This window comes from Kitasatospora sp. NBC_00240, assembly GCF_026342405.1.
Classification (GTDB): Bacteria; Actinomycetota; Actinomycetes; order Streptomycetales; family Streptomycetaceae; genus Kitasatospora.
On the sequence record NZ_JAPEMU010000001.1, the window covers coordinates 4,426,011 to 4,443,665 of the forward strand.

Annotated in this window: 14 protein-coding genes; 10 read left to right on the forward strand and 4 right to left on the reverse strand. The window is 75.9% G+C overall.

Annotation, left to right across the window (positions count from 1 at the left end; genetic code table 11):
- Positions 1-82 precede the first annotated feature (82 nt).
- Together OG689_RS18615 and OG689_RS18620 are read left to right on the forward strand one after the other, a co-directional pair.
- Positions 83-394 (forward strand): DUF2530 domain-containing protein, encoded by a 312-nt coding sequence (locus tag OG689_RS18615; RefSeq protein ID WP_266321772.1) that lies wholly within the window; start codon positions 83-85, stop codon positions 392-394.
- Between the two features lie 228 nt (positions 395-622).
- Entirely contained in the window at positions 623-3,166 is a 2,544-nt protein-coding gene (locus tag OG689_RS18620; RefSeq protein WP_266321773.1) for an HAD-IC family P-type ATPase, read from the forward strand.
- A gap of 413 nt (positions 3,167-3,579) precedes the next feature.
- Here OG689_RS18620 and OG689_RS18625 read toward each other — a convergent pair whose 3' ends face one another.
- The gene (locus OG689_RS18625; protein ID WP_266321775.1) at positions 3,580-6,912 is read right to left on the reverse strand and encodes a sacsin N-terminal ATP-binding-like domain-containing protein; all 3,333 of its coding nucleotides are present in this window, start codon (positions 6,910-6,912) and stop codon (positions 3,580-3,582) included.
- 503 nt (positions 6,913-7,415) lie between these two features.
- Positions 7,416-8,297 (reverse strand): DUF3027 domain-containing protein, encoded by an 882-nt coding sequence (locus tag OG689_RS18630; RefSeq protein ID WP_266327257.1) that lies wholly within the window; start codon positions 8,295-8,297, stop codon positions 7,416-7,418.
- Between the two features lie 713 nt (positions 8,298-9,010).
- On the opposite strand from OG689_RS18630, the gene OG689_RS18635 reads away from it, so the two are divergent.
- From OG689_RS18635 to OG689_RS18650, 4 genes are all read left to right on the forward strand, one after another.
- Positions 9,011-10,324, forward strand: a complete 1,314-nt coding sequence (locus OG689_RS18635; RefSeq protein WP_266327259.1) for an MFS transporter — start codon at positions 9,011-9,013, stop codon at positions 10,322-10,324.
- Positions 10,325-10,441: 117 nt separating this feature from the next.
- Complete coding sequence (locus tag OG689_RS18640; RefSeq protein WP_266321777.1) at positions 10,442-10,966, forward strand: hypothetical protein; 525 nt, start codon at positions 10,442-10,444, stop codon at positions 10,964-10,966.
- Between the two features lie 11 nt (positions 10,967-10,977).
- Positions 10,978-11,745, forward strand: coding sequence for a futalosine hydrolase (locus OG689_RS18645; RefSeq protein WP_266321779.1), 768 nt, complete (start codon positions 10,978-10,980; stop codon positions 11,743-11,745).
- The gene (locus OG689_RS18650) at positions 11,738-12,583 is read left to right on the forward strand and encodes a 1,4-dihydroxy-6-naphthoate synthase (RefSeq protein ID WP_266321781.1); all 846 of its coding nucleotides are present in this window, start codon (positions 11,738-11,740) and stop codon (positions 12,581-12,583) included. Before OG689_RS18645 ends, OG689_RS18650 begins: the two co-directional genes overlap by 8 nt.
- 27 nt (positions 12,584-12,610) lie before the next feature.
- Here the strand turns inward: OG689_RS18650 and OG689_RS18655 are convergent, their stop codons facing one another.
- Complete coding sequence (locus OG689_RS18655; protein ID WP_073924044.1) at positions 12,611-12,994, reverse strand: cold-shock protein; 384 nt, start codon at positions 12,992-12,994, stop codon at positions 12,611-12,613.
- A 535-nt stretch (positions 12,995-13,529) separates the two neighbouring features.
- Between OG689_RS18655 and OG689_RS18660 the strand changes: the two genes are divergently transcribed.
- On the forward strand, positions 13,530-13,766 hold the full coding sequence (locus OG689_RS18660; RefSeq protein ID WP_266321783.1) for a hypothetical protein: 237 nt from the start codon (positions 13,530-13,532) through the stop codon (positions 13,764-13,766).
- Positions 13,767-13,808: 42 nt separating this feature from the next.
- Here the strand turns inward: OG689_RS18660 and OG689_RS18665 are convergent, their stop codons facing one another.
- Positions 13,809-14,507 (reverse strand): HAD family hydrolase, encoded by a 699-nt coding sequence (locus OG689_RS18665; protein ID WP_266321786.1) that lies wholly within the window; start codon positions 14,505-14,507, stop codon positions 13,809-13,811.
- Between the two features lie 182 nt (positions 14,508-14,689).
- On the opposite strand from OG689_RS18665, the gene OG689_RS18670 reads away from it, so the two are divergent.
- Genes OG689_RS18670 through OG689_RS18680 form a run of 3 tightly spaced genes read left to right on the forward strand, consistent with a single transcriptional unit; the run spans position 14,690 to position 17,615 of the window.
- Positions 14,690-15,718 carry an iron ABC transporter permease gene (locus tag OG689_RS18670; protein ID WP_266321788.1) on the forward strand — a complete coding sequence of 343 codons (1,029 nt, stop codon included), beginning with the start codon at positions 14,690-14,692 and terminating at the stop codon, positions 15,716-15,718.
- Positions 15,715-16,764: an iron ABC transporter permease gene (locus OG689_RS18675; RefSeq protein WP_266321790.1), complete on the forward strand. Its 1,050-nt coding sequence runs from the start codon at positions 15,715-15,717 to the stop codon at positions 16,762-16,764. The genes OG689_RS18670 and OG689_RS18675 overlap by 4 nt, the downstream gene beginning before the upstream one ends.
- The gene (locus tag OG689_RS18680; RefSeq protein WP_266321792.1) at positions 16,764-17,615 is read left to right on the forward strand and encodes an ABC transporter ATP-binding protein; all 852 of its coding nucleotides are present in this window, start codon (positions 16,764-16,766) and stop codon (positions 17,613-17,615) included. The genes OG689_RS18675 and OG689_RS18680 overlap by 1 nt, the downstream gene beginning before the upstream one ends.
- Positions 17,616-17,655: the final 40 nt, after the last annotated feature.

Genomic DNA, 17,655 nt, shown 5'->3' on the forward strand with positions numbered 1-17,655 from the left:
GGTCGGCCCTGCCACTCCTCCGATCATCCTCTGCCGTGTGGGCGCTGCACACCACCGCCACGCCCGCCGTACTCTAGGGCCCATGCCGAAGACCGCGCTGCGCCCCTCCCCCCCGCCCCTGGAGGCGAACGACGTCGCCATCGTCGGCGGCGGCACGGTCTTGTGGTTCGTCGCCTTCCTGGCGCTGCTCCCCTTCCACAGCACGCTCGCCAGCCAGGGGCGCGGCGACTGGCAGTGGATCTGCCTGGCCGGCGCCGGCCTGGGCCTGATCGGCCTCTGGTACTGCCGGGCCCGGCGGGCGGCCATCGCCCGCGACCGCGCGGCCGCCGCCGACGCCACGACCGCCGACGGCCCGGAGCGCGAGACGAACGGCCAGAGCCCGACCAACGGCTGACCGGGCGGGCGGCTGACCGGGCGGGCGCCCGGGCGGCCGGCCGACCCGACCCACGCCCCCGATCGGCCCGTGTCGGAGCCGCCCGGGAGCCGTGACGGCAGCCGCGACCGGCCGTGGGACCCGCCGGACGGGAGCCGCCGAGCGGGCGCCGGACGCCGGCCACCCGGTCGGCCCGAATCAGTCTTTACCACCACGCACCGGACATAACGCGCCCGTAAAGTCGGTGCCATGACGCACCCCGCGGAAGACACGGCCGACAACGGGAGCGGCGACACACCGGACTCCGCCCCCGGCGCCCATCCGCTCGGGCTCGTCCCCGGCCGGCGCGGCGGGCTGACCGCGGCCGAGGTCGCCGAGCGGGTCGCCCGCGGTGCCGTCAACGACGTGCCGGTCCGGTCCAGCCGTTCGGTGAAGGAGATCGTCCGGGCGAACGTCTTCACCCGGTTCAACGCGATCATCGGCGTCATGTTCGCCATCATCCTGGTGGTCGGACCGATCCAGGACGGTCTCTTCGGGCTGGTCATCGTGGCCAACACGGCGATCGGGATCATCCAGGAGATGCGCGCCAAGCGGACCCTGGACGGCCTCGCGCTGATCGGCGAGGCCAAGCCGCAGGTCCGCCGGGACGGCCGGGTCGAACAGGTGGCGGTCGCCGGGCTCGTGCTGGACGACACCGTGCTGCTCGGCATCGGCGACAAGGTGATCGTCGACGGCGAGGTGACCGAGGCGGACGGCCTGGAGATCGACGAGTCGCTGCTGACCGGCGAGCCCGACCCCGTCCTCAAGCAGCCCGGCGCCCAGGTGATGTCGGGCAGCTTCGTGGTGGCCGGCGCCGGCGCCTTCCGTGCCACCCGGGTCGGCCGCGAGGCGTACGCCGCCCAGCTCGCCGAGGAGGCCAGCCGGTTCACCCTGGTCAGCTCGGAGCTGCGCAGCGGCATCGACAGCATCCTGAAGTTCATCACCTGGCTGCTGATCCCCACCGCGATCGGCCTGATCATCAGCCAGCTCGCGGTGGAGGGCAGCGACTGGCGCGAGGCGGTCCGCCGGATGGTTGCCGGGATCGTGCCGATGGTGCCCGAGGGGCTGGTGCTGCTGACCTCGGTGGCCTTCGCGATCGGCGTGGTGCGGCTCGGCCGCAAGCAGTGCCTGGTGCAGGAGCTGCCCGCGATCGAGGGGCTGGCCCGGGTCGACACCGTCTGTCTGGACAAGACCGGCACCCTCACCGAGGGCGGCATGGACGTGGTCGAGCTGCGGCCGCTGCCCGGGCACGGGCGGAATGACGGCGGCTCATGGGCCGGCGGCGGGCCCGGGGCGGACGAAGTCCCCGGGACGGAGGGCCCGCCGGGCACGGGCGGCGCCGGCGGGCCGGTGGACCCGGCCGTGCTGCGCACCGCACTCGGCGTGCTGGCCGGGGCGGACGCCCGGCCGAACCCCAGCATGCAGGCCATCATCGACGCGTACGGCAGCGCCGCCGGGTCCGACGGCGAGTGGCGGGTGATCGAGGCGATGCCGTTCTCCTCGGCCCGCAAGTGGAGCGGGGTGCAGCTGCTGGAACCGCAGGGCGCCGAGGCCAGCTGGCTGCTCGGCGCGCCCGACGTCCTGCTGGCCGAGGGGCACCCGGCGCTCGCCGAGGTCGACGAGCTCGGCTCCAAGGGCCTGCGGGTGCTGCTGCTCGGCCGGACCCTCGTCCCGCTGGACGCTCCCGACCCGGCCGCTGGCCTGCGGCCGCTCGCGCTGGTGGTGCTGGAGCAGCGGCTGCGCGACGACGCGGCCGACACCCTGCGCTACTTCGAGAGCCAGCAGGTCCGGGCAAAAGTGATCTCCGGCGACGCGGCCGTCGCGGTCGGCGCGGTGGCCGCCAACCTGGGCCTGCCCGGCGCGGAGCACCCGGTGGACGCCCGGACGCTGCCCACCGATCCCGAGGAGCTGGCCGACACCGCCGACCGGACGTCCGTCTTCGGCCGGGTCACCCCGCAGCAGAAGCGGGAACTGGTCGGCGCCCTGCAGGCGCGCGGGCACACCGTCGCGATGACCGGCGACGGCGTCAACGACGTGCTCGCCCTCAAGGACGCCGACATCGGCGTGGCGATGGGCTCGGGCAGCGAGGCGACCCGGGCGGTCGCGCAGATCGTGCTGCTGGACGACAGTTTCGCCACCCTGCCCTCGGTGGTCGCCGAGGGCCGCCGGGTGATCGGCAACATCGAGCGGGTGGCGACCCTCTTCCTGGTGAAGACGGTCTACTCGGTGCTGCTGGCGATCCTGGTGATCTGCACCCACTCGCCGTACCCGTTCCTGCCCCGGCACTCCACGGTGCTCTCCACCCTGACCATCGGCGTGCCGGCCTTCTTCCTGGCGCTGGCCCCCAACAACGAGCGGGCCCGGCGGGGCTTCGTGCGGCGGGTGCTGCGTCTGGCCGTGCCCGGCGGGCTGATCGCGGGCACCGCGACCTTCACCGCGTACGCGCTGGCCCGCGCCAACCACACCACCGACCTGGAGGCGGACACCAGCGTGGCCACCCTGACGCTGTTCCTGGTGGCGATCTGGGTGCTGGCGATCGTCGCCCGGCCCTACAACTGGTGGCGGCTGCTGCTGATCGCCGCGATGGGCGGGGCGTTCGCGCTGGTCCTGCTGGTGCCGTGGCTCTCGGACTTCTTCCAGCTCTCGCTGGCCGGCACCCGCGACCCGTGGGTGGGGGTCGCGATCGCGATGATCGCCGGGGTGGCGCTGGAAGTGGTGTGGCGGTACGTCGGGCGCGGACAGGAGAGCGCCTGACGTACCGGGTCTGCGCGACGGCCACCGGCTCGATCAGCTTGTCCTCGACCGTACGGCTGATCAGCCGGCCGATCCCGTGCGCCCGGAGGCCGCCCGTGTGCGTCGCCGGCGGCAGGAAGGAGTGCCCGAGCGTGTGCATCCGGAAGCCGGCCGACCCGGCCGGTGTCGGCGTAGTCGTCCGCGATCCGGCCGCGGGTCAGGGTCGGACGGGAGGCCGGCCCGACCGCGATGACCGCACGTCCCGGCCGCCGCGCAACTGCGCGCCAGGGAAGGGGAAGGCCGGCCCGGCGAGGTTGTCGAGGATCCGCGCCAGGAGCCGCTTCCAGGCCGGCTGCCTGATCCGCGGCCGGCAGCGGCCGGCGCCCCCGGCCGACCGGCGCCCGTAGGCACCGCCCGACCGGGCGCGCCCGGCATCAGCCCTCGAAGTCCCGGGCGGCCGACAGCTCGTAGGCGCGGTCCGGCTCGGCGAGGGCGGCCAGCACCTCGAAGCGGCGGTGCCACTGACCGACCGACCAGGCGAGTCCGGCGGCCAGCCCCTCCGGGGTGGCCGCGTGCAGCAGGCCGGGGACCGGCGGCACCTCGAACTCGTCGTCCTCGTCGGCCTCCTCGGCCGTCTCGGGGTCGTACGGCGCCTCCGGGGTCTCGGCCGAGGTGTCCCAGCGCCAGTCGACGCCGGCCTCCTCGCCGTCGGGGCCGACCACCAGCAGCTCCTCGTGCTCCTCGTAGGCGACCGGGCAGCCGGGCAGCAGCTCCCGGACCACGGCGGGGACCCGGTGCAGGGTGCCCTCGGAGAGCACCCGCCCGCCGGCCACCTCGCTGGCCAGCGAGACGTGCAGCCGCTCGGCCAGCGCGGCGGCCAGCGCCGGGGCGACCGGCAGCAGCGGGTAGGGGTGGAGCAGCTGGACCAGGTCGGGGGCGTCGGCGACGACCGCCTCGGTGGCGTCCACCAGGACGGTGCCGGCCGGGCGGCGGCCGGTCTCCGGGTCCATCGGCGGCACCGCGCGGACCACGTCCAGCGGCTCGATCCGCTCGGGGTCCACCCCGGCCAGGGCGCTGTGGATGCCGTGCAGCTGGCGGTGGCCGACGATCGAGGCCGGGTCGGTGAGGCGGTCCAGCAGCTCGTCCGGGCCGTGCGGCTCCGCCAGCAGCGCGGCGAGCGTGGTGCGGACCCCGAGGGCGTGCAGGAACTGCTCGTCCAGGGTGGTCCTGGCCTCGTCGTAGAGGCCGCGCAGCAGCGGGTCGGCGCCGGCCGCGCGCAGGCCGGCGGGCTCCCGGCCGTCCAGCACCGGGTGGTCCCGCAGCCACCAGGCGGTGTAGGGCGGCAGGTCGACGTAGCCGCCGTCCGGCAGCAGTGTGCGCACCGGGTTGACCACGGCCTCCCGGTAGGGCGGCCGGGCCAGCAGGGCGAGCGCCTCGGGCCAGGCCCGGTCGTCCACCAGGTCCAGGTCGCGGACGGCGAGCAGTTCGGCGGCGACCGGCGGTACGCCCAGTTCGCCGTCGTCGTCGGCGTGCAGGGCTTCGAGCGCGTCCTCGCACCACTCGGCGAGGCCGTCCGGGGCCTCGTCGATCAGGCCGGTGGGGGCGCCGCCGGCGGCGCGGTCGGCGGGGACGGTCGGGTCGAGCCGCTCCAGGTCGTCCGGGTCGAGCGGGACGTCCTCGGCGCGGACCAGCACGAAGGCGCTGAGCACGCCGACGGCGGCCAGCACCTCCGGGCCCCAGCGCTCCAGCAGGTCCTCGTCCGGGTAGCCGGCGTCGTCCTCGCGGGCCAGCTCGGCCAGCGGACTGTCCGGCAGCACCAGCTCGCCGGCCCGGCTGGCCTCGCCCTCGTCGTCCAGCAGGGCCAGACGGGACAGCCAGGGGTGCTCGCCGGGGGTCGTGCCGGCGGCCTTGACCAGTGCCAGGACGGCGTCCGCCAGGTCCACGGCGGCGTCCAGGTCGTCCTCGGCGAGGTCGTAGGAGCGGGCCACGGCGGCCCGCACCTCGGGCGTGTCCAGCACCCCGGCGGGGGTGGCGGTGCCGGCGCCCAGCTTGGCCAGCAGCGGGTGCGCGGCCTCCGGGTGGGCGAGGCGCAGGTCGAGCAGGGCGAGCGCCTCGGCCAGCGTGTCGGGGTAGCCCGGGTAGGCGGCCCAGTCGGCGGCGTCGGAGGGCAGCAGGACACGGCGCGGGCCGGTCACCGTCCGGCCGTCGGCGAGCGGGACGGGCAGCGCGCCCAGCGACTCCGGGTCGGCGGCGGCCAGCGCCGCGTACAGGTTGCGCCACCAGGCGGGCTCCCGCTCCAGGCCGCCGAGCTGGTCGACCACCTCGGCGAGCGGGATCCGGCGGACGTTCAGCACCCGCAGTTCGCTGCGGCGCTCCAGCCCGGCCGGCAGCAGGCCGGGGAAGATCGGCGCGAGGGCCTCGACCACCGAGGTGTCGGCGCCCTCCAGCAGCGTGGCGTCCCGGGGGCGCAGCGCGGGGGTGCCCTCCTCGACCGGCGCGGGGTGCGGCAGGAAGGGGATGCCGGGCAGCCGGCCGAGCACCGCCGCGCGGACGGCGTTGTCGAGCGCGCCCTGGCCGAGCGGACCGGGCACCAGGCCGAGCGAGCCGAGGTCGCCGCCCCGGGCGCGGAGCAGTTCGGCGTAGGTGTCGGCGGCGCGCTCGGTGAGGAAGTCGGTGAGCGGGCCGGGCGCGACGTGCCGGCGGGTCGGGTCCAGCGGGTACGAGGCGATCAGCAGCGCGGGTACGCCGAGCGGCTCGTCGCTGGGGGTCGGGGCGTGCACCACGGGGGTGGTGCGCAGCGACTGCGGGGCGCCGGTGGCGCTGACCGGGACGGCCCAGGTCACCGTCCAGTACGGGCGGGCCCGCTCCTCGGTGGGGCGGTCGGCGAGCAGGTCGGCGGTGAGGGTGCCGGACGCGCCGGCGAGCTGCCAGGTGGTGCTGGTGCGCTGCCCGCCGGTCTCGTCGGTGAGGGTGACGACGGTGGGGGCGCCGCCCGGCGGGACGCCGGGGGAGCCTTCGGGCAGCTGCTCGCCGGCCGAACGGGTCAGGGTGCGCAGGCCGTCCGGGGTCTCGACGACGATCTCGGCGAGGCCCGGCAGGGTGAGCAGCAGGGCGTCGTCGATCTCGGTGAGCAGACGGCGGGCGAGGTCCTCGGCGGCGGCGTCGCGCAGCGGCAGCACCACGACCGTGTCGTAGTCGGCGGGGGCCTCGCCCTCGGCCGCGAACGGCAGCCGGAGCAGCGGCACATGGCCGTCGCGGCGGCGCAGCTCCTCGGCGAGCGCGGGCTCGGCCCCGGCGAGCGCGTGCGCCTCGGCCAGCGACCAGCGCACGCCGCCGGCGGCGCCGAGCACGGCCGGCTCGTCGGTGACGGCGAGCACGGCGGCGAAGCCGACGCCGAACCGGCCGACGGTCGGCGTGCCGTCGGCGCGCTTGGAGGAGGCGCGCAGGGTGGAGAGCGACTCCACCGCCGCGGCGTCCAGCGGCGCGCCGGTGTTGGCGGCGGCGAGCACGCCGCCCTGCAGGGTCAGCCGCAGCCGCCCGGGGGTGCTGCCGGCCCGGGCTGCCGCGTCGGCGGCGTTCTGCGCCAGCTCGACCACCAGCCGGTCGCGGTAGCCGCCGAGCGCCAGCTCCTCCTCGGCGTTGGCGTCTTCCCGGAACCGGGCCGGCGAGGCCGCCCAGGCGTCCAGCACCCGCCGCCGCAGCGCCGTGGTGCCGAACGGGTCCGCGGCCTGCTCGTCCGAACCGCTGCCGATGATGCGAGGCTCCACTGGACCTGCCTTCCGCCGCCCTGTACTTCGTCCTTCGTACGAGGGCATTCTTCCCTGCGCCGGACCGGGCGGCGGACCAGGGGCGGCGGCCGGGCCCGGGCGGTCACCCGGCGGGGTGCCCCGGCGGTGCTCCGGACCCTCGCCCCGGGGCCGCTCCGGTCACCGCGCGGGCACCGCCCGCAGGGGTTCCACCGTGTGTCGGCGAGGGTACGGACCGTACTCGTACGGCGGGGCCAGGGCGGGCCCGCACCGCGGCGCCGACGGGAGTTGATCCTCCGCCAGGCGGTCGCCGGGCGGCAGCGTGCTCGGGACGGTGACGTGCCCCGGACGGGACGCGCGCGGAACGGAGCGGGGGCCGGACCGGGGGCGGACAGCCCGGAGGCCGCCGGGGGCCGTGACGGCCCCCGGCGGCCTCGGGGGTGATGGTGCCCGGGAGGGCCGGTTCGCTCAGGAAAGGCCGGTCCGGACCGGCCGCTCGGAAGTGGCCGATCCGGTCTGACCGATCAGGAGTGACCGAGCTCCTCGGCGGGGGCGTCGGGCTCGACCGAGCCGCTGGTGCGGTCCGGGTGGAGCTGGAGCGGCTCGATGACCAGTTCGTCGAGGATCAGCTCGGACGGCGCCGGCGGCGCCGGGATGACCGCGGCCTCGGAATGTCCGCCGCAGCCGTACGCGAAGGACACGATCTGCCCGTCCGCCGGGCCGAACTCGTTGCCGCAGACACCGAAGGCCTGGCCCAGCGAGCCGCCGATCGGGATCAGGAACCCGCAGCTGTTGCAGGACGCCGGAGCGGCCTGCGCCATCGGGGTCTGCGGGCCGTGGGCCTGCTCCCAGCGGTCGGCGGCCAGGTGCAGGCCGAGCCGGGAGAGCACCCGGGGGCGGCCCAGGCCCAGCTCCTCGGCGATCGCGCCGATCCGGGCCCGCGCGGGGGCGGGCTGGATGCTCGGGTCGGTGATCTCCAGGTCGTCGGCGTCGGCGAGGGCCGCGACCGAGTTGGGCGCGGGCTCGTCCTCGCCCGTCCAGCCCGGCTCCAGGCGCAGGTCGTCGGCGTCGGTGGGCAGCAGGTCGCCGGGGCCCATGTCCCCGGGGCGCAGCCGCTCGCTCCACGGCACCCACTGCGGGGCGAGGACGGCGTCGTCGCCGGGCAGCAGGACGACCTCGTCCAGGGTGACGTTCTTGGCGCGCGGGGCGCGGGCCACGGTGACGGCCCAGTGCCAGCCCCGGTAGGCGGCGTCCAGACACTCGAAGGTGTGGGTGACGACCCGCTCGGCGTCCGCCTGGGCGCCGAGGTGTGCCCCCACGGTTTCCGCTCCGACCGCCTCGGCCGCTGCCTGCCGGGCGAGTTCGACGGCCTCGGCACAGAGCCGATCGGGGGTACGGCTTCGCATCGCAGCACTCACGGCGTCGATTCTCTCCCAGTTCTTCTGTTGCCTACGGCGTGTTGCCTGTTCCGTCGCGGCTCGGGTTCTCTCGTCCATTCTGCGCGACCGCGAGCCCCTCCGGGTACCGACCGCGCCGCTCGCCTCGCCCGGTTCCCCCCTCGGCGGCCCTGCGGTACGTGTGGTGACGCCCAGGGTGGTGACGCTCAGGGCAGGCTACCCGTCGGTCAGCCACCGGGGACAGCCCGGGGCCCGAGCCGTCCGGCCGTCGGACACCCGGGCGGGTGCGCGGGCCGCGCCGAACGAAGCCCAATCCCTCGTCCCGGCCGGGTTTCTCGGGCAGGATGGCCTATGTGGCGGAAGAAGACCCGTCGCAGCACGCACGGCACGCCTCGCAGGCCGGCAGCCCCGACGAGTCGGCCGCCGTGCCGCGACAACAGCCCCAGGTCCTCCCTGCGGACGGCGACGAGCCGCAGCCGGCGGGCGATCCGCCGTCGGTCGGCGCGGGTACCGACAGCGCGGGCGCGGATCGAGCGGATCGACCGGCCGCCGAGGGCATCGGTGCGGACGGCTCGGGTGCCGAGGGCGCGGGTTCCGAGAGCGCGGCCGGGGCGGCCGGGGCGGCGGCCGGGCCCGGCTTCGACCGCGACGAGGACGAACTCTCCGACACCCGCAACTTCCTGGTCCGCGGCGCCTCCGCCGCCGGACTGCGGACCGGCCGGGTGGTGCACGGCACCGGCCGCCGGATCCGCAAGGCCACCTCGGCCGAGGGCGCCGGCGAGTCGGGGCTCGCCAAACTGATCGAGCTGCACGCGCTGAACTCCTTCGGCGACATGCTGATCACCATCGCGCTGGCGTCCACGATCTTCTTCTCGGTGCCCACCGGCGAGGCCCGCGGCCGGGTCGCGCTCTACCTGCTGATCACCATGGCGCCGTTCGCCCTGCTGGCCCCGGTGATCGGCCCGCTGCTGGACCGGCTGCCGCACGGCCGCCGGGCCGCCATGGCCACCTCGATGCTGGCCCGCGCCGTGCTGGCCTGGACGATGGCGGGCACCGTGGTCGACGGCGGCATCGCGCTGTACCCGGAGGCGCTCGGCGTCCTGGTGGCGTCCAAGGCGTACGGGGTCGTGCGCAGCGTCGTGGTGCCCCGGCTGCTGCCGAGCCGGCTCTCCCTGGTGAAGGCGAACTCCCGGGTCACCCTGGCGGGGCTGCTGGCCACCTTCGTCGGCGCGCCGATCGGCGCGGGGCTGCACCTGATCGGCCCGGGCTGGCCGCTGCGCGGAGCCTTCCTGGTGTTCGTGGTCGGCACCCTGATGGCCTTCCACCTGCCGCACAAGGTGGACTCGGCGAAGGGCGAGCAGCGGGCCGTCCTGCACGCGGACGACCAGCCGCACGGCCACCTGCACCTGCACCCGCCGCCGGCCCAGCCGCCCAAGGCCACCCTGCGCACGGTCGGCCCGTCGGTGATCCTCGCCCTGCGAGCGGTGGCCACGCTCCGCTGGCTGGTGGGCTTCCTGGTGATGTTCCTGGCCTTCCTGCTCCGGGACGACCCGATCGGCGGACTGCAGCCGACCGTCGCGCTGGGCCTGGTGGCGGTGGCGGCCGGCGCCGGCAACGCCCTCGGCTCGGTGCTGGGCTCCTGGCTGCGCACCCGGCGGTCGGAGGCGATCGTCACCGCGATGCTGCTGGTGGCCACGCTGGCGGCCGGCGCCGCCGCGCTCTGGTACGGGGTGCTGACGGTCGTGGTGGTCGCCGGGGCGGCCGGGATGGCGGCCTCGCTGGGCAAGCTGGCGCTGGACGCGCTGATCCAGCGGGACGTCCCGGAGGCCGTCCGGACCTCCGCGTTCGCCCGTTCGGAGACCCTGCTCCAGCTGAGCTGGGTGGCCGGCGGCGCGCTCGGTATCACCCTGCCGCTGGACGGCGCGCTGGGCCTGTGGGTGGCCACGGGCGTGGTCGGCCTGATGCTGCTGTGGACCGTCCGGGCACTGTTCAGGGTCGGGCTGCGGCGCCGGCCGGCGACCGCCAAGGTGGCCTGAGCGGGCCCGCTGCCGCGTGGGTGCCCGGGCCGGCCCGCGACGGCCGGGGCGGCGGGACAACACGCGGTGGCCGACCCCGGCGTAGCGTGATCGGCAAAGCCCGGTAGCCTCTCTGCCATGAGCCTCAGCACCCGTGTCATCGCCGCAGTCGGCGCCGTCGTCGTGATCGGCGCCGGCACGGTCGGCGGGTCCATCGCGTACGCGACCGGTCAGGACAAGCCCAGTGACAATCGCGTCACCGTGACCGTCGGCCGCTCCTCGCAGGAGATCGACCGCCCGTTCTGCGGCGGCACCGGCACCGCCATGACGGAGAACGAGCAGGCGGACTGCCAGACCAAGGCCAAGGAGGCCCTGGCCGACGGCAAGATCCCGTCCTCCGACGTGGTCGCCAGCGACCGGATCGGCGTCGGCGTGACCCCGGAGGTCGCCGACAAGGGCTGGTTCGCCTTCACCAACGGCGGCCAGCAGGGCCAGTTCAGCCTGGCGACCGCCGGCACCGGCCAGACCTGGTCCGGCTCGGTGCCCGCCTCGACGGCGCTCTCGGCGACCGGCAAGACCCTGCTGACTGTGGTCCAGTCGGACCCGAAGACCCAGGACATCTACGCCGTCTGGTACTTCCAGCTGACGACCAAGGACGCCTGACCGCGCCCTCGGTGACCACCCGAACGAGCGACACCGAGCAGCCGGGCCTCCCGCAGGCCCGGCTGCTCGTCGTGGTCGCGGTACCCGCCGAGGCCGAGGCGGTGCTGCGGGGCCTCGGTGACGACGCCCGGCCGCTGCCACTGCCACTGCCCGGGGGCGTCCTGCACCGCGCGGTGCGGGCCGGTACCGGGGTCGACGTGCTGGCCGCCGGGGTGGGGCCCGCCGCGGCCGCCGCCGGCGCCGCCACCGCCCTCGCGCTGCACCGCTACGACCTGGTGGTCTCGGCCGGGATCGCCGGCGGCTTCGCGCCGCACGCCCCGATCGGCTCGGTGGTGGTCGCGGACGCGATCGTCGCCGCCGACCTGGGCGCCGAGACGCCCGAGGGCTTCGCCGACGTCACGGCGCTGGGCTTCGGCACCGTCCGGCACGCCCCGCCGCCGGCCGCCGCCCGGGCGGCCGCCGAGGCGCTGCGGGCCGCCGGCCTGGCCGTCGCCACCGGCGCCGTGCTCACCGTCTCGACCGTCACCGGCAGTGCCGGGCGGGCCGAGGAGCTGGCCGCCCGGCACCCCGGCGCGGCCGCCGAGGCGATGGAGGGCTTCGGCGTGGCCGAGGCCGCCGCCCGGCACGGCCTGCCGGTGTTGGAGGTCCGTACCGTCTCCAACGCGGTGGGCCCGCGCGACCGCTCGGCCTGGCGGATCGGCGAGGCGCTGGCCGCGCTGGCCGGGGTGTTCGCCGCCCTGCCGTACCCGGAGCTGCTCAAGGAGGTCCACCGTGGCTGAGCCCCTGCGTATCGCCTACTCCCCGTGCCCGAACGACACTTTCGTCTTCCACGCCTGGGCGCACGGCCTGGTGCCCGGCGCGGACGCGCCCGAGGTGACCTTCGCGGACATCGACATCACCAACGGCCTGGCCGCGCGCGGAGAGCTCGACGTGCTGAAGATCAGCTACGGCGCGCTGCCCTGGGTGCTGGACGAGTACGCGCTGCTGCCCTGCGGCGGGGCGCTGGGACGGGGCTGCGGCCCGCTGGTGCTCACCCGCCCGGAGGCGCCGGACGACCTGAGTGGCAAGAGCGTCGCGGTACCGTCCGAGCGCTCCACGGCCTACCTGCTGTTCCGGCTCTGGGCCGCGCGGGCGGTGCCGGGCGGGCTCGGCGAGGTCGTGGTGCTGCCGTTCGACGAGATCATGCCCGCCGTGCGGGACGGCCGGGTGGACGCCGGCCTGGTGATCCACGAGGCCCGCTTCACCTACCAGGGCTACGGCCTGCGCAAGCTCGCCGACATGGGCGAGGCCTGGGAGCAGGAGACCGGCCTGCCGATCCCGCTCGGCGCGATCGTCGCCCGCCGCTCGCTCGGCGCGCAGCGGCTGCGGGAGATCTCGGAGACCGTCCGGGCGTCCGTCCGGCAGGCCTGGGCGGATCCTTCCGCCAGCCGCGGGTACGTGCTGGCGCACTCCCAGGAGATGGACCCGGCCGTCGCCGACCAGCACATCGGGCTGTACGTCAACGAGTTCACCGCGGACCTCGGCGAGGAGGGCTACGCCGCCGTGCGCGGGCTGCTCACCCGGGCCGCCGCCGAGGGACTCGTCCCCCCGCTGGGCCCGGGTGCGCTGGAGTTCTGAGCCCCGGGTCGGCCGCCGGACCGGCGGTCAGACGTCGAACTGGTCGGCGACCGCGCGCAGCAGCGCCGCCAGCTTCTGGCCGGTCGGCTTCGCCGGGTAGCGCCCGTGCTGGAGGCCCGGGAGCACCGCGTCCAGGGTGGTGATGAGGTCCTGGACGATCGGCGCCATGTCGTCGGCGCTCTTGCGCTGGGCGGCGGCCACCGACGGCAGCGCCTCCAGCAGCGTGACGGACATCGCCTGGTCGCCGCGGTGGCCGGCGACCACGCCGAACTCCACCCGCTGGCCCGGCTTGAGCACGGTGACACCGGTGGGCAGCGCCTTGGTGTGGACGAAGACCTCGCCGCCGTCGTCGCGCGACAGGAAGCCGTAGCCCTTCGTCTCGTTGAACCACTTGACCTGGCCGGTGGGCATCTCGAACAGTCCTCGGGGTGGGTGTGAAGGACCCCGGCGCGCCGGGGATACCTGGGTGGATGGCTCTGGACGAACAGTCTGGGTGATCGCTGCGGACGGCTCCGGGTGACGGCGGGCCGGGATCGGCCCGTACCGCGCGCAACCCGCGTCCGGCGCCCCGCCGGAGCAGACTAACGGTCTGTCACGGCCTCGGGTCCGCGGCGTGGGCCCGTTCTCGTACCGCGGGCCCCGACGCGAATCTGGCGGACGGGGCCGGACCGGGCCCGGCCTGGCCGGACCGCGACATGGCGCTGTCCACTGGCTCACACCCCCGGCCGGAAAGCGGGGCACACCTGACGCGCCCCGTGCAGTGGCTGCATACCCCCGCCCAGCAGCGATCAAAACTCCCAGCGCCCGTGAAACTGCGCAACGTGACGGGCCTCTCCCCGCGCCGCTTCCCGGCGTCCGGCGCGGCCCGCCCCGGGTGCCGCCGGGGCGCCCCGGCCGCTCTGCGAGACTGGGGCGGAACACCACGTCCCGTCCGAGGAGCGCACCAGTGAGCAGCCAGCCCGCCGACCGTGGCGACCGTTACGTCCGGGTGGGCGCGATCGTCTTCGCGCTGGGGGCGGTCTCCACCCTGGTGACCTTCGTCCCGCTGTTCTTCGACCTGACGCCGCTGCCGACCGCCGCGTACTGGCTCAGCATGCTGATGCCGCTCGGCTTCCTGCTGGCCCTGGTGGGGATGCTCAGCTCGGCCCGCTCCCAGCGCCGCCGGGCCGCCGCGACCGACTGACGGGCCGGCCCTCCCGGCGGCCCTTCAGGGCGCTACCGGCGGCTACCGGCCGAGGTGCCCGGCCAGCCAGCCGGGGAACTCCGTGAGGTCCGCCAGCACCACGTCGGCGCCGGCCGCCAGCAGTTCCTCCGCCGTGTACGGGCCGGTGGCCACGCCGACCGCCACCGCCCCGGCCCGGATCGCGCCGCGGACGTCGCCCAGGTGGTCCCCGACGTACACGGTGGCGCCGTGCTCGCGCAGCGCGTCGCCCTTGCTCTCCGCCCAGAGGTCGCCGACCAGCACGTCGGCGTGCAGGGCCGCGTGCTCCAGGTGCAGCAGGGCGTTCGGCTCGTACTTCCCGGTGATCACGGCGACCCGGCCGCCGGCCGCGCGGACCGCCTCGATCGCCGCGTGGGCGCCGGGCAGCGCCACCGTCGGGGCGAAGGCCAGCTCCCGGTACAGCTCCCGGTAGCGGTCGGCGACGGCCGGTACGTCCGCCTCCGGGAACCAGTTGCGCAGCTCGTGGGTCAGCGGCGGGCCGAGCCGGGTGGTCACCAGGTCGCCGTCGACGTATGTGCCGGTCTCGGCCGACAGCGCCTGGTAGGTGGCCTTGATGCCGGGCCGGGTGTCCAGCAGCGTCATGTCGAGGTCGAACCCGACGGTCAGCGGGCGCGCGGGCGGCGCCGCGGCGGCGGTGGCGGGCGTCACCGCAGGGCTCACGGCAGGGCTGGCGGCAGGGGCTGCGGCGGGCGTCGAGGGCATGCCGCCAGGCTAATCCACAGCTGCTCGGGGGCCGGATCTGCCCCGTTGCCGACCCGGAACTTAGCGTTGCCTAAGCTGTTCGCGGTCCCTCTCCCCCGAGCCCCACGCCCGGGCGGGGCCACCCCGGCCGGTCGCCGGGGAAGCCCCTGGACGAAGCCCCGGGGAGGAGCAGGAAGGGACCCATGACCGAGACCACCGCGCCCGGCAGGCTGCGGCTGCTGCGCCGGCGCATACTCTGGCTCGCCGCCGCGCTGGCCGTGCTGGCCGCCGCCGTGCTGCTGAGCCTGACCGTCGGCAGCCGCGGCATCCCGCTCGGCGAGACCGTCGCCGCCCTGCTGCACGGCGGGGACACCACCGACGCCGTGGTCGTCCGCGAGCTGCGGGTGCCGCGCACCGTGGTCGGCCTGGCGGTCGGCGCGGCGCTCGGGCTGGCAGGCACCGTGATGCAGGGCATCACCCGCAACCCGATCGCCGACCCCGGCATCCTCGGCGTCAGCCAGGGCGCGGCGGCCGGCGTGGTGGTCGCGATCTCCGCCTTCGGGGTGGGCTCGCTCACCGGGTACGTCTGGTTCGGCTTCGCCGGCGCGGCGCTGGCCGCCGTGCTGGTGCACACCCTGGCCGGGCGCGGCCGGGGCGGCGCGACGCCGGTCAAGCTGGCCCTGGCCGGGGCCGCGATGTCCGCCTTCATCGCCTCGCTCAACACCCTGGTGCTCACCACCGACTCCGCCACCATGGACCAGTTCCGATTCTGGCAGGTCGGCTCGCTCTCCGGGCGGACCGCCGACGTCGCCTGGCAGCTGATGCCCTTCCTGCTGGTCGGCCTGCTGCTGGTGTTCGCGGTCGCCCGCGGCCTGGACGCGCTGGCGCTCGGCGAGGACACCGCCAAGGGCCTCGGGGCGAAGACGGGACTGGTCCGGGCCACCGGCGCGCTCGGCGCGACCGTGCTGACCGGCTCGGCGGTCGCCGCCGCCGGTCCGATCGCCTTCGTCGGCCTGGCCGTGCCGCACGCGGCCCGCGCCCTGGTCGGCGCCGACCACCGCTGGGTGCTCACCCTCTCCGCCGTGCTCGGGCCCGCGCTGCTGCTGCTCGCGGACGCCCTGGGCCGGGTGCTCTTCCCGCCGTCCGAGGTGCCCGCCGGGGTGATGACCGCCCTGGTCGGCGTCCCCGTCCTGGTCGTGCTGGTCCGTCGCCGCAAGGTGGTGGCCGCGTGAGCGCCGCCGTCGTGCCCGCCGGCTACCGCGTGCTGCGGGCCGGCCCGGCGTCCTTCCTGCTGCACCGGCGCTCGGCGCTGGCCGCCTGCGGCCTGCTGCTGCTGCTCGCCGCCGCCGTGGTCGCCTCGCTCTGCCTGGGCGAGTCCACCGTGTCGCCGGCCGAGGTGCTCAAGGTCGTCACCGGCCGCCCCAGCCCGCACGAGCTGGTGGTCGGCGAGTTCCGGCTGCCCCGGGTGCAGGTCGGGCTGCTGGTGGGCCTGGCCCTCGGGCTGGCCGGCGCGCTGATCCAGACCGTCGCCCGCAACCCGCTGGCCAGCCCGGACGTCGTCGGCGTCTCGCACGGCGCGGCCGCCCTGGTGGTGGGCCTGCTGGCGTACGGGGTGGTCGGCTCCACCGGCCAGGTGCCGTACGCGGCGGTCGGCGGCGGGCTGCTCGCCGGGCTGCTGGTGTATTCGCTGGCCTGGCGCGGCGGCCTGCACGCGCAGCGCTTCGTGCTGATCGGCATCGGGATCAGCGTCGCGCTGTCCTCGCTCACCACCGTCTTCCTGACCAAGGGCGACGGCCTGCAGGCCCAGCAGGCGAAGGTCTGGATGACCGGCAGCCTGAACGGCGCCGGCCAGGCCCAGTCCGGCTGGCTGTCCTGGGTGCTGCTGGCGGCCCTGCCGGTGGCGCTCTGGGCGGCCCGGGCCCAGCGCAGCATCTCCTTCGACGACGCCAGCGCGGTCGGCCTCGGCCTGCGGCTGAACCGCACCCGGGCCGGCATGGCGCTGCTCGGCATCGTGCTGGCCTCCTGCGCGGCGGGCGCCACCGGGCCGGTGGACTTCGTCGCGCTGATGGCTCCGCAGATCGCCGTCCGGCTGGCCCGGTCGGCGCAGATCCCGCTGCTCTGCTCGGCCCTCACCGGGGCGGTGGTGGTCGTCCTCGCCGACCTGCTGGCCCGCCGGATGCTCGCGCCCGTCGAACTGCCGGTCGGTGTGGTCACCGGCCTGGTCGGCGCGCCGTACCTGATGTGGCTGCTGCTCCGATCCCGCCGTGGAGGCTCCTGATGACCGCGCAGAACACACCGGACACGCGGACCCCGCGCACCACGACCGCCGACCGCCTGGAGGCCCGCGGGCTGACCCTCGCCTACGAGGCCCGGACGGTCGTCGAAGGGCTGGACCTGACCGTCCCCGACGGGCGGGTCACCGTCATCGTCGGCCCGAACGCCTGCGGCAAGTCCACCCTGCTGCGGGCCCTCGGGCGGCTGCTGAAGCCGGCCCGCGGAGCCGTCCTGCTGGACGGCGCCGAGCTGGCCCGGATCCCCACCAGGCAGATCGCCCGGCGGATCGGCCTGCTGCCGCAGTCGCCGGTGGCCCCCGAGGGCATCTCGGTCGCCGACCTGGTCTCGCGCGGGCGCCAGCCGCACCAGAGCTGGTGGCAGCAGTGGTCGGCCGAGGACGAGGAGGCGGTCACCGAGGCGCTGCTGCGCACCTCCACCACCGAGCTGGCGGACCGCAGCGTGGACGAGCTGTCCGGCGGGCAGCGCCAGCGGGCCTGGATCGCGATGGCCCTCGCCCAGGGCACCGACATCCTGCTGCTGGACGAGCCGACCACCTTCCTGGACATCGCCCACCAGGTGGAGGTGCTGGACCTGGTCCGGCGGCTGAACGTGGAGAAGGGCCGGACGGTGGTCGCCGTGCTGCACGACCTCAACCAGGCCGCCCGGTACGCCGACCACCTGGTCGCGATGCGCGGCGGGCGGATCGTCGCGCAGGGCCCGCCGACCGAGATCGTCACCGCCGAGCTGGTCCGCGAGGTCTTCGGCCTGGAATCGGTGGTCGTCCCGGACCCGGTCACCGGAACACCGCTGGTGGTGCCGGGCGCGCCCTGGGCGGGAAAGACCGAAGCACGGTGACATTCCGGACATAATCGACGAACCGTCGACCATGTCCGAG

Coding starts and splice junctions, on each gene's coding strand:
- OG689_RS18615 (WP_266321772.1), top strand. CDS start 83: ATGCCGAAGACCGCGCTGCGCCCCTCCCCCCCGCCCCTGGAGGCGAAC.
- OG689_RS18620 (WP_266321773.1), top strand. CDS start 623: ATGACGCACCCCGCGGAAGACACGGCCGACAACGGGAGCGGCGACACA.
- OG689_RS18630 (WP_266327257.1), bottom strand. CDS start 8,297: ATGCGAAGCCGTACCCCCGATCGGCTCTGTGCCGAGGCCGTCGAACTC.
- OG689_RS18640 (WP_266321777.1), top strand. CDS start 10,442: ATGAGCCTCAGCACCCGTGTCATCGCCGCAGTCGGCGCCGTCGTCGTG.
- OG689_RS18655 (WP_073924044.1), bottom strand. CDS start 12,994: ATGCCCACCGGCCAGGTCAAGTGGTTCAACGAGACGAAGGGCTACGGC.
- OG689_RS18665 (WP_266321786.1), bottom strand. CDS start 14,507: ATGCCCTCGACGCCCGCCGCAGCCCCTGCCGCCAGCCCTGCCGTGAGC.
- OG689_RS18670 (WP_266321788.1), top strand. CDS start 14,690: ATGACCGAGACCACCGCGCCCGGCAGGCTGCGGCTGCTGCGCCGGCGC.
- OG689_RS18680 (WP_266321792.1), top strand. CDS start 16,764: ATGACCGCGCAGAACACACCGGACACGCGGACCCCGCGCACCACGACC.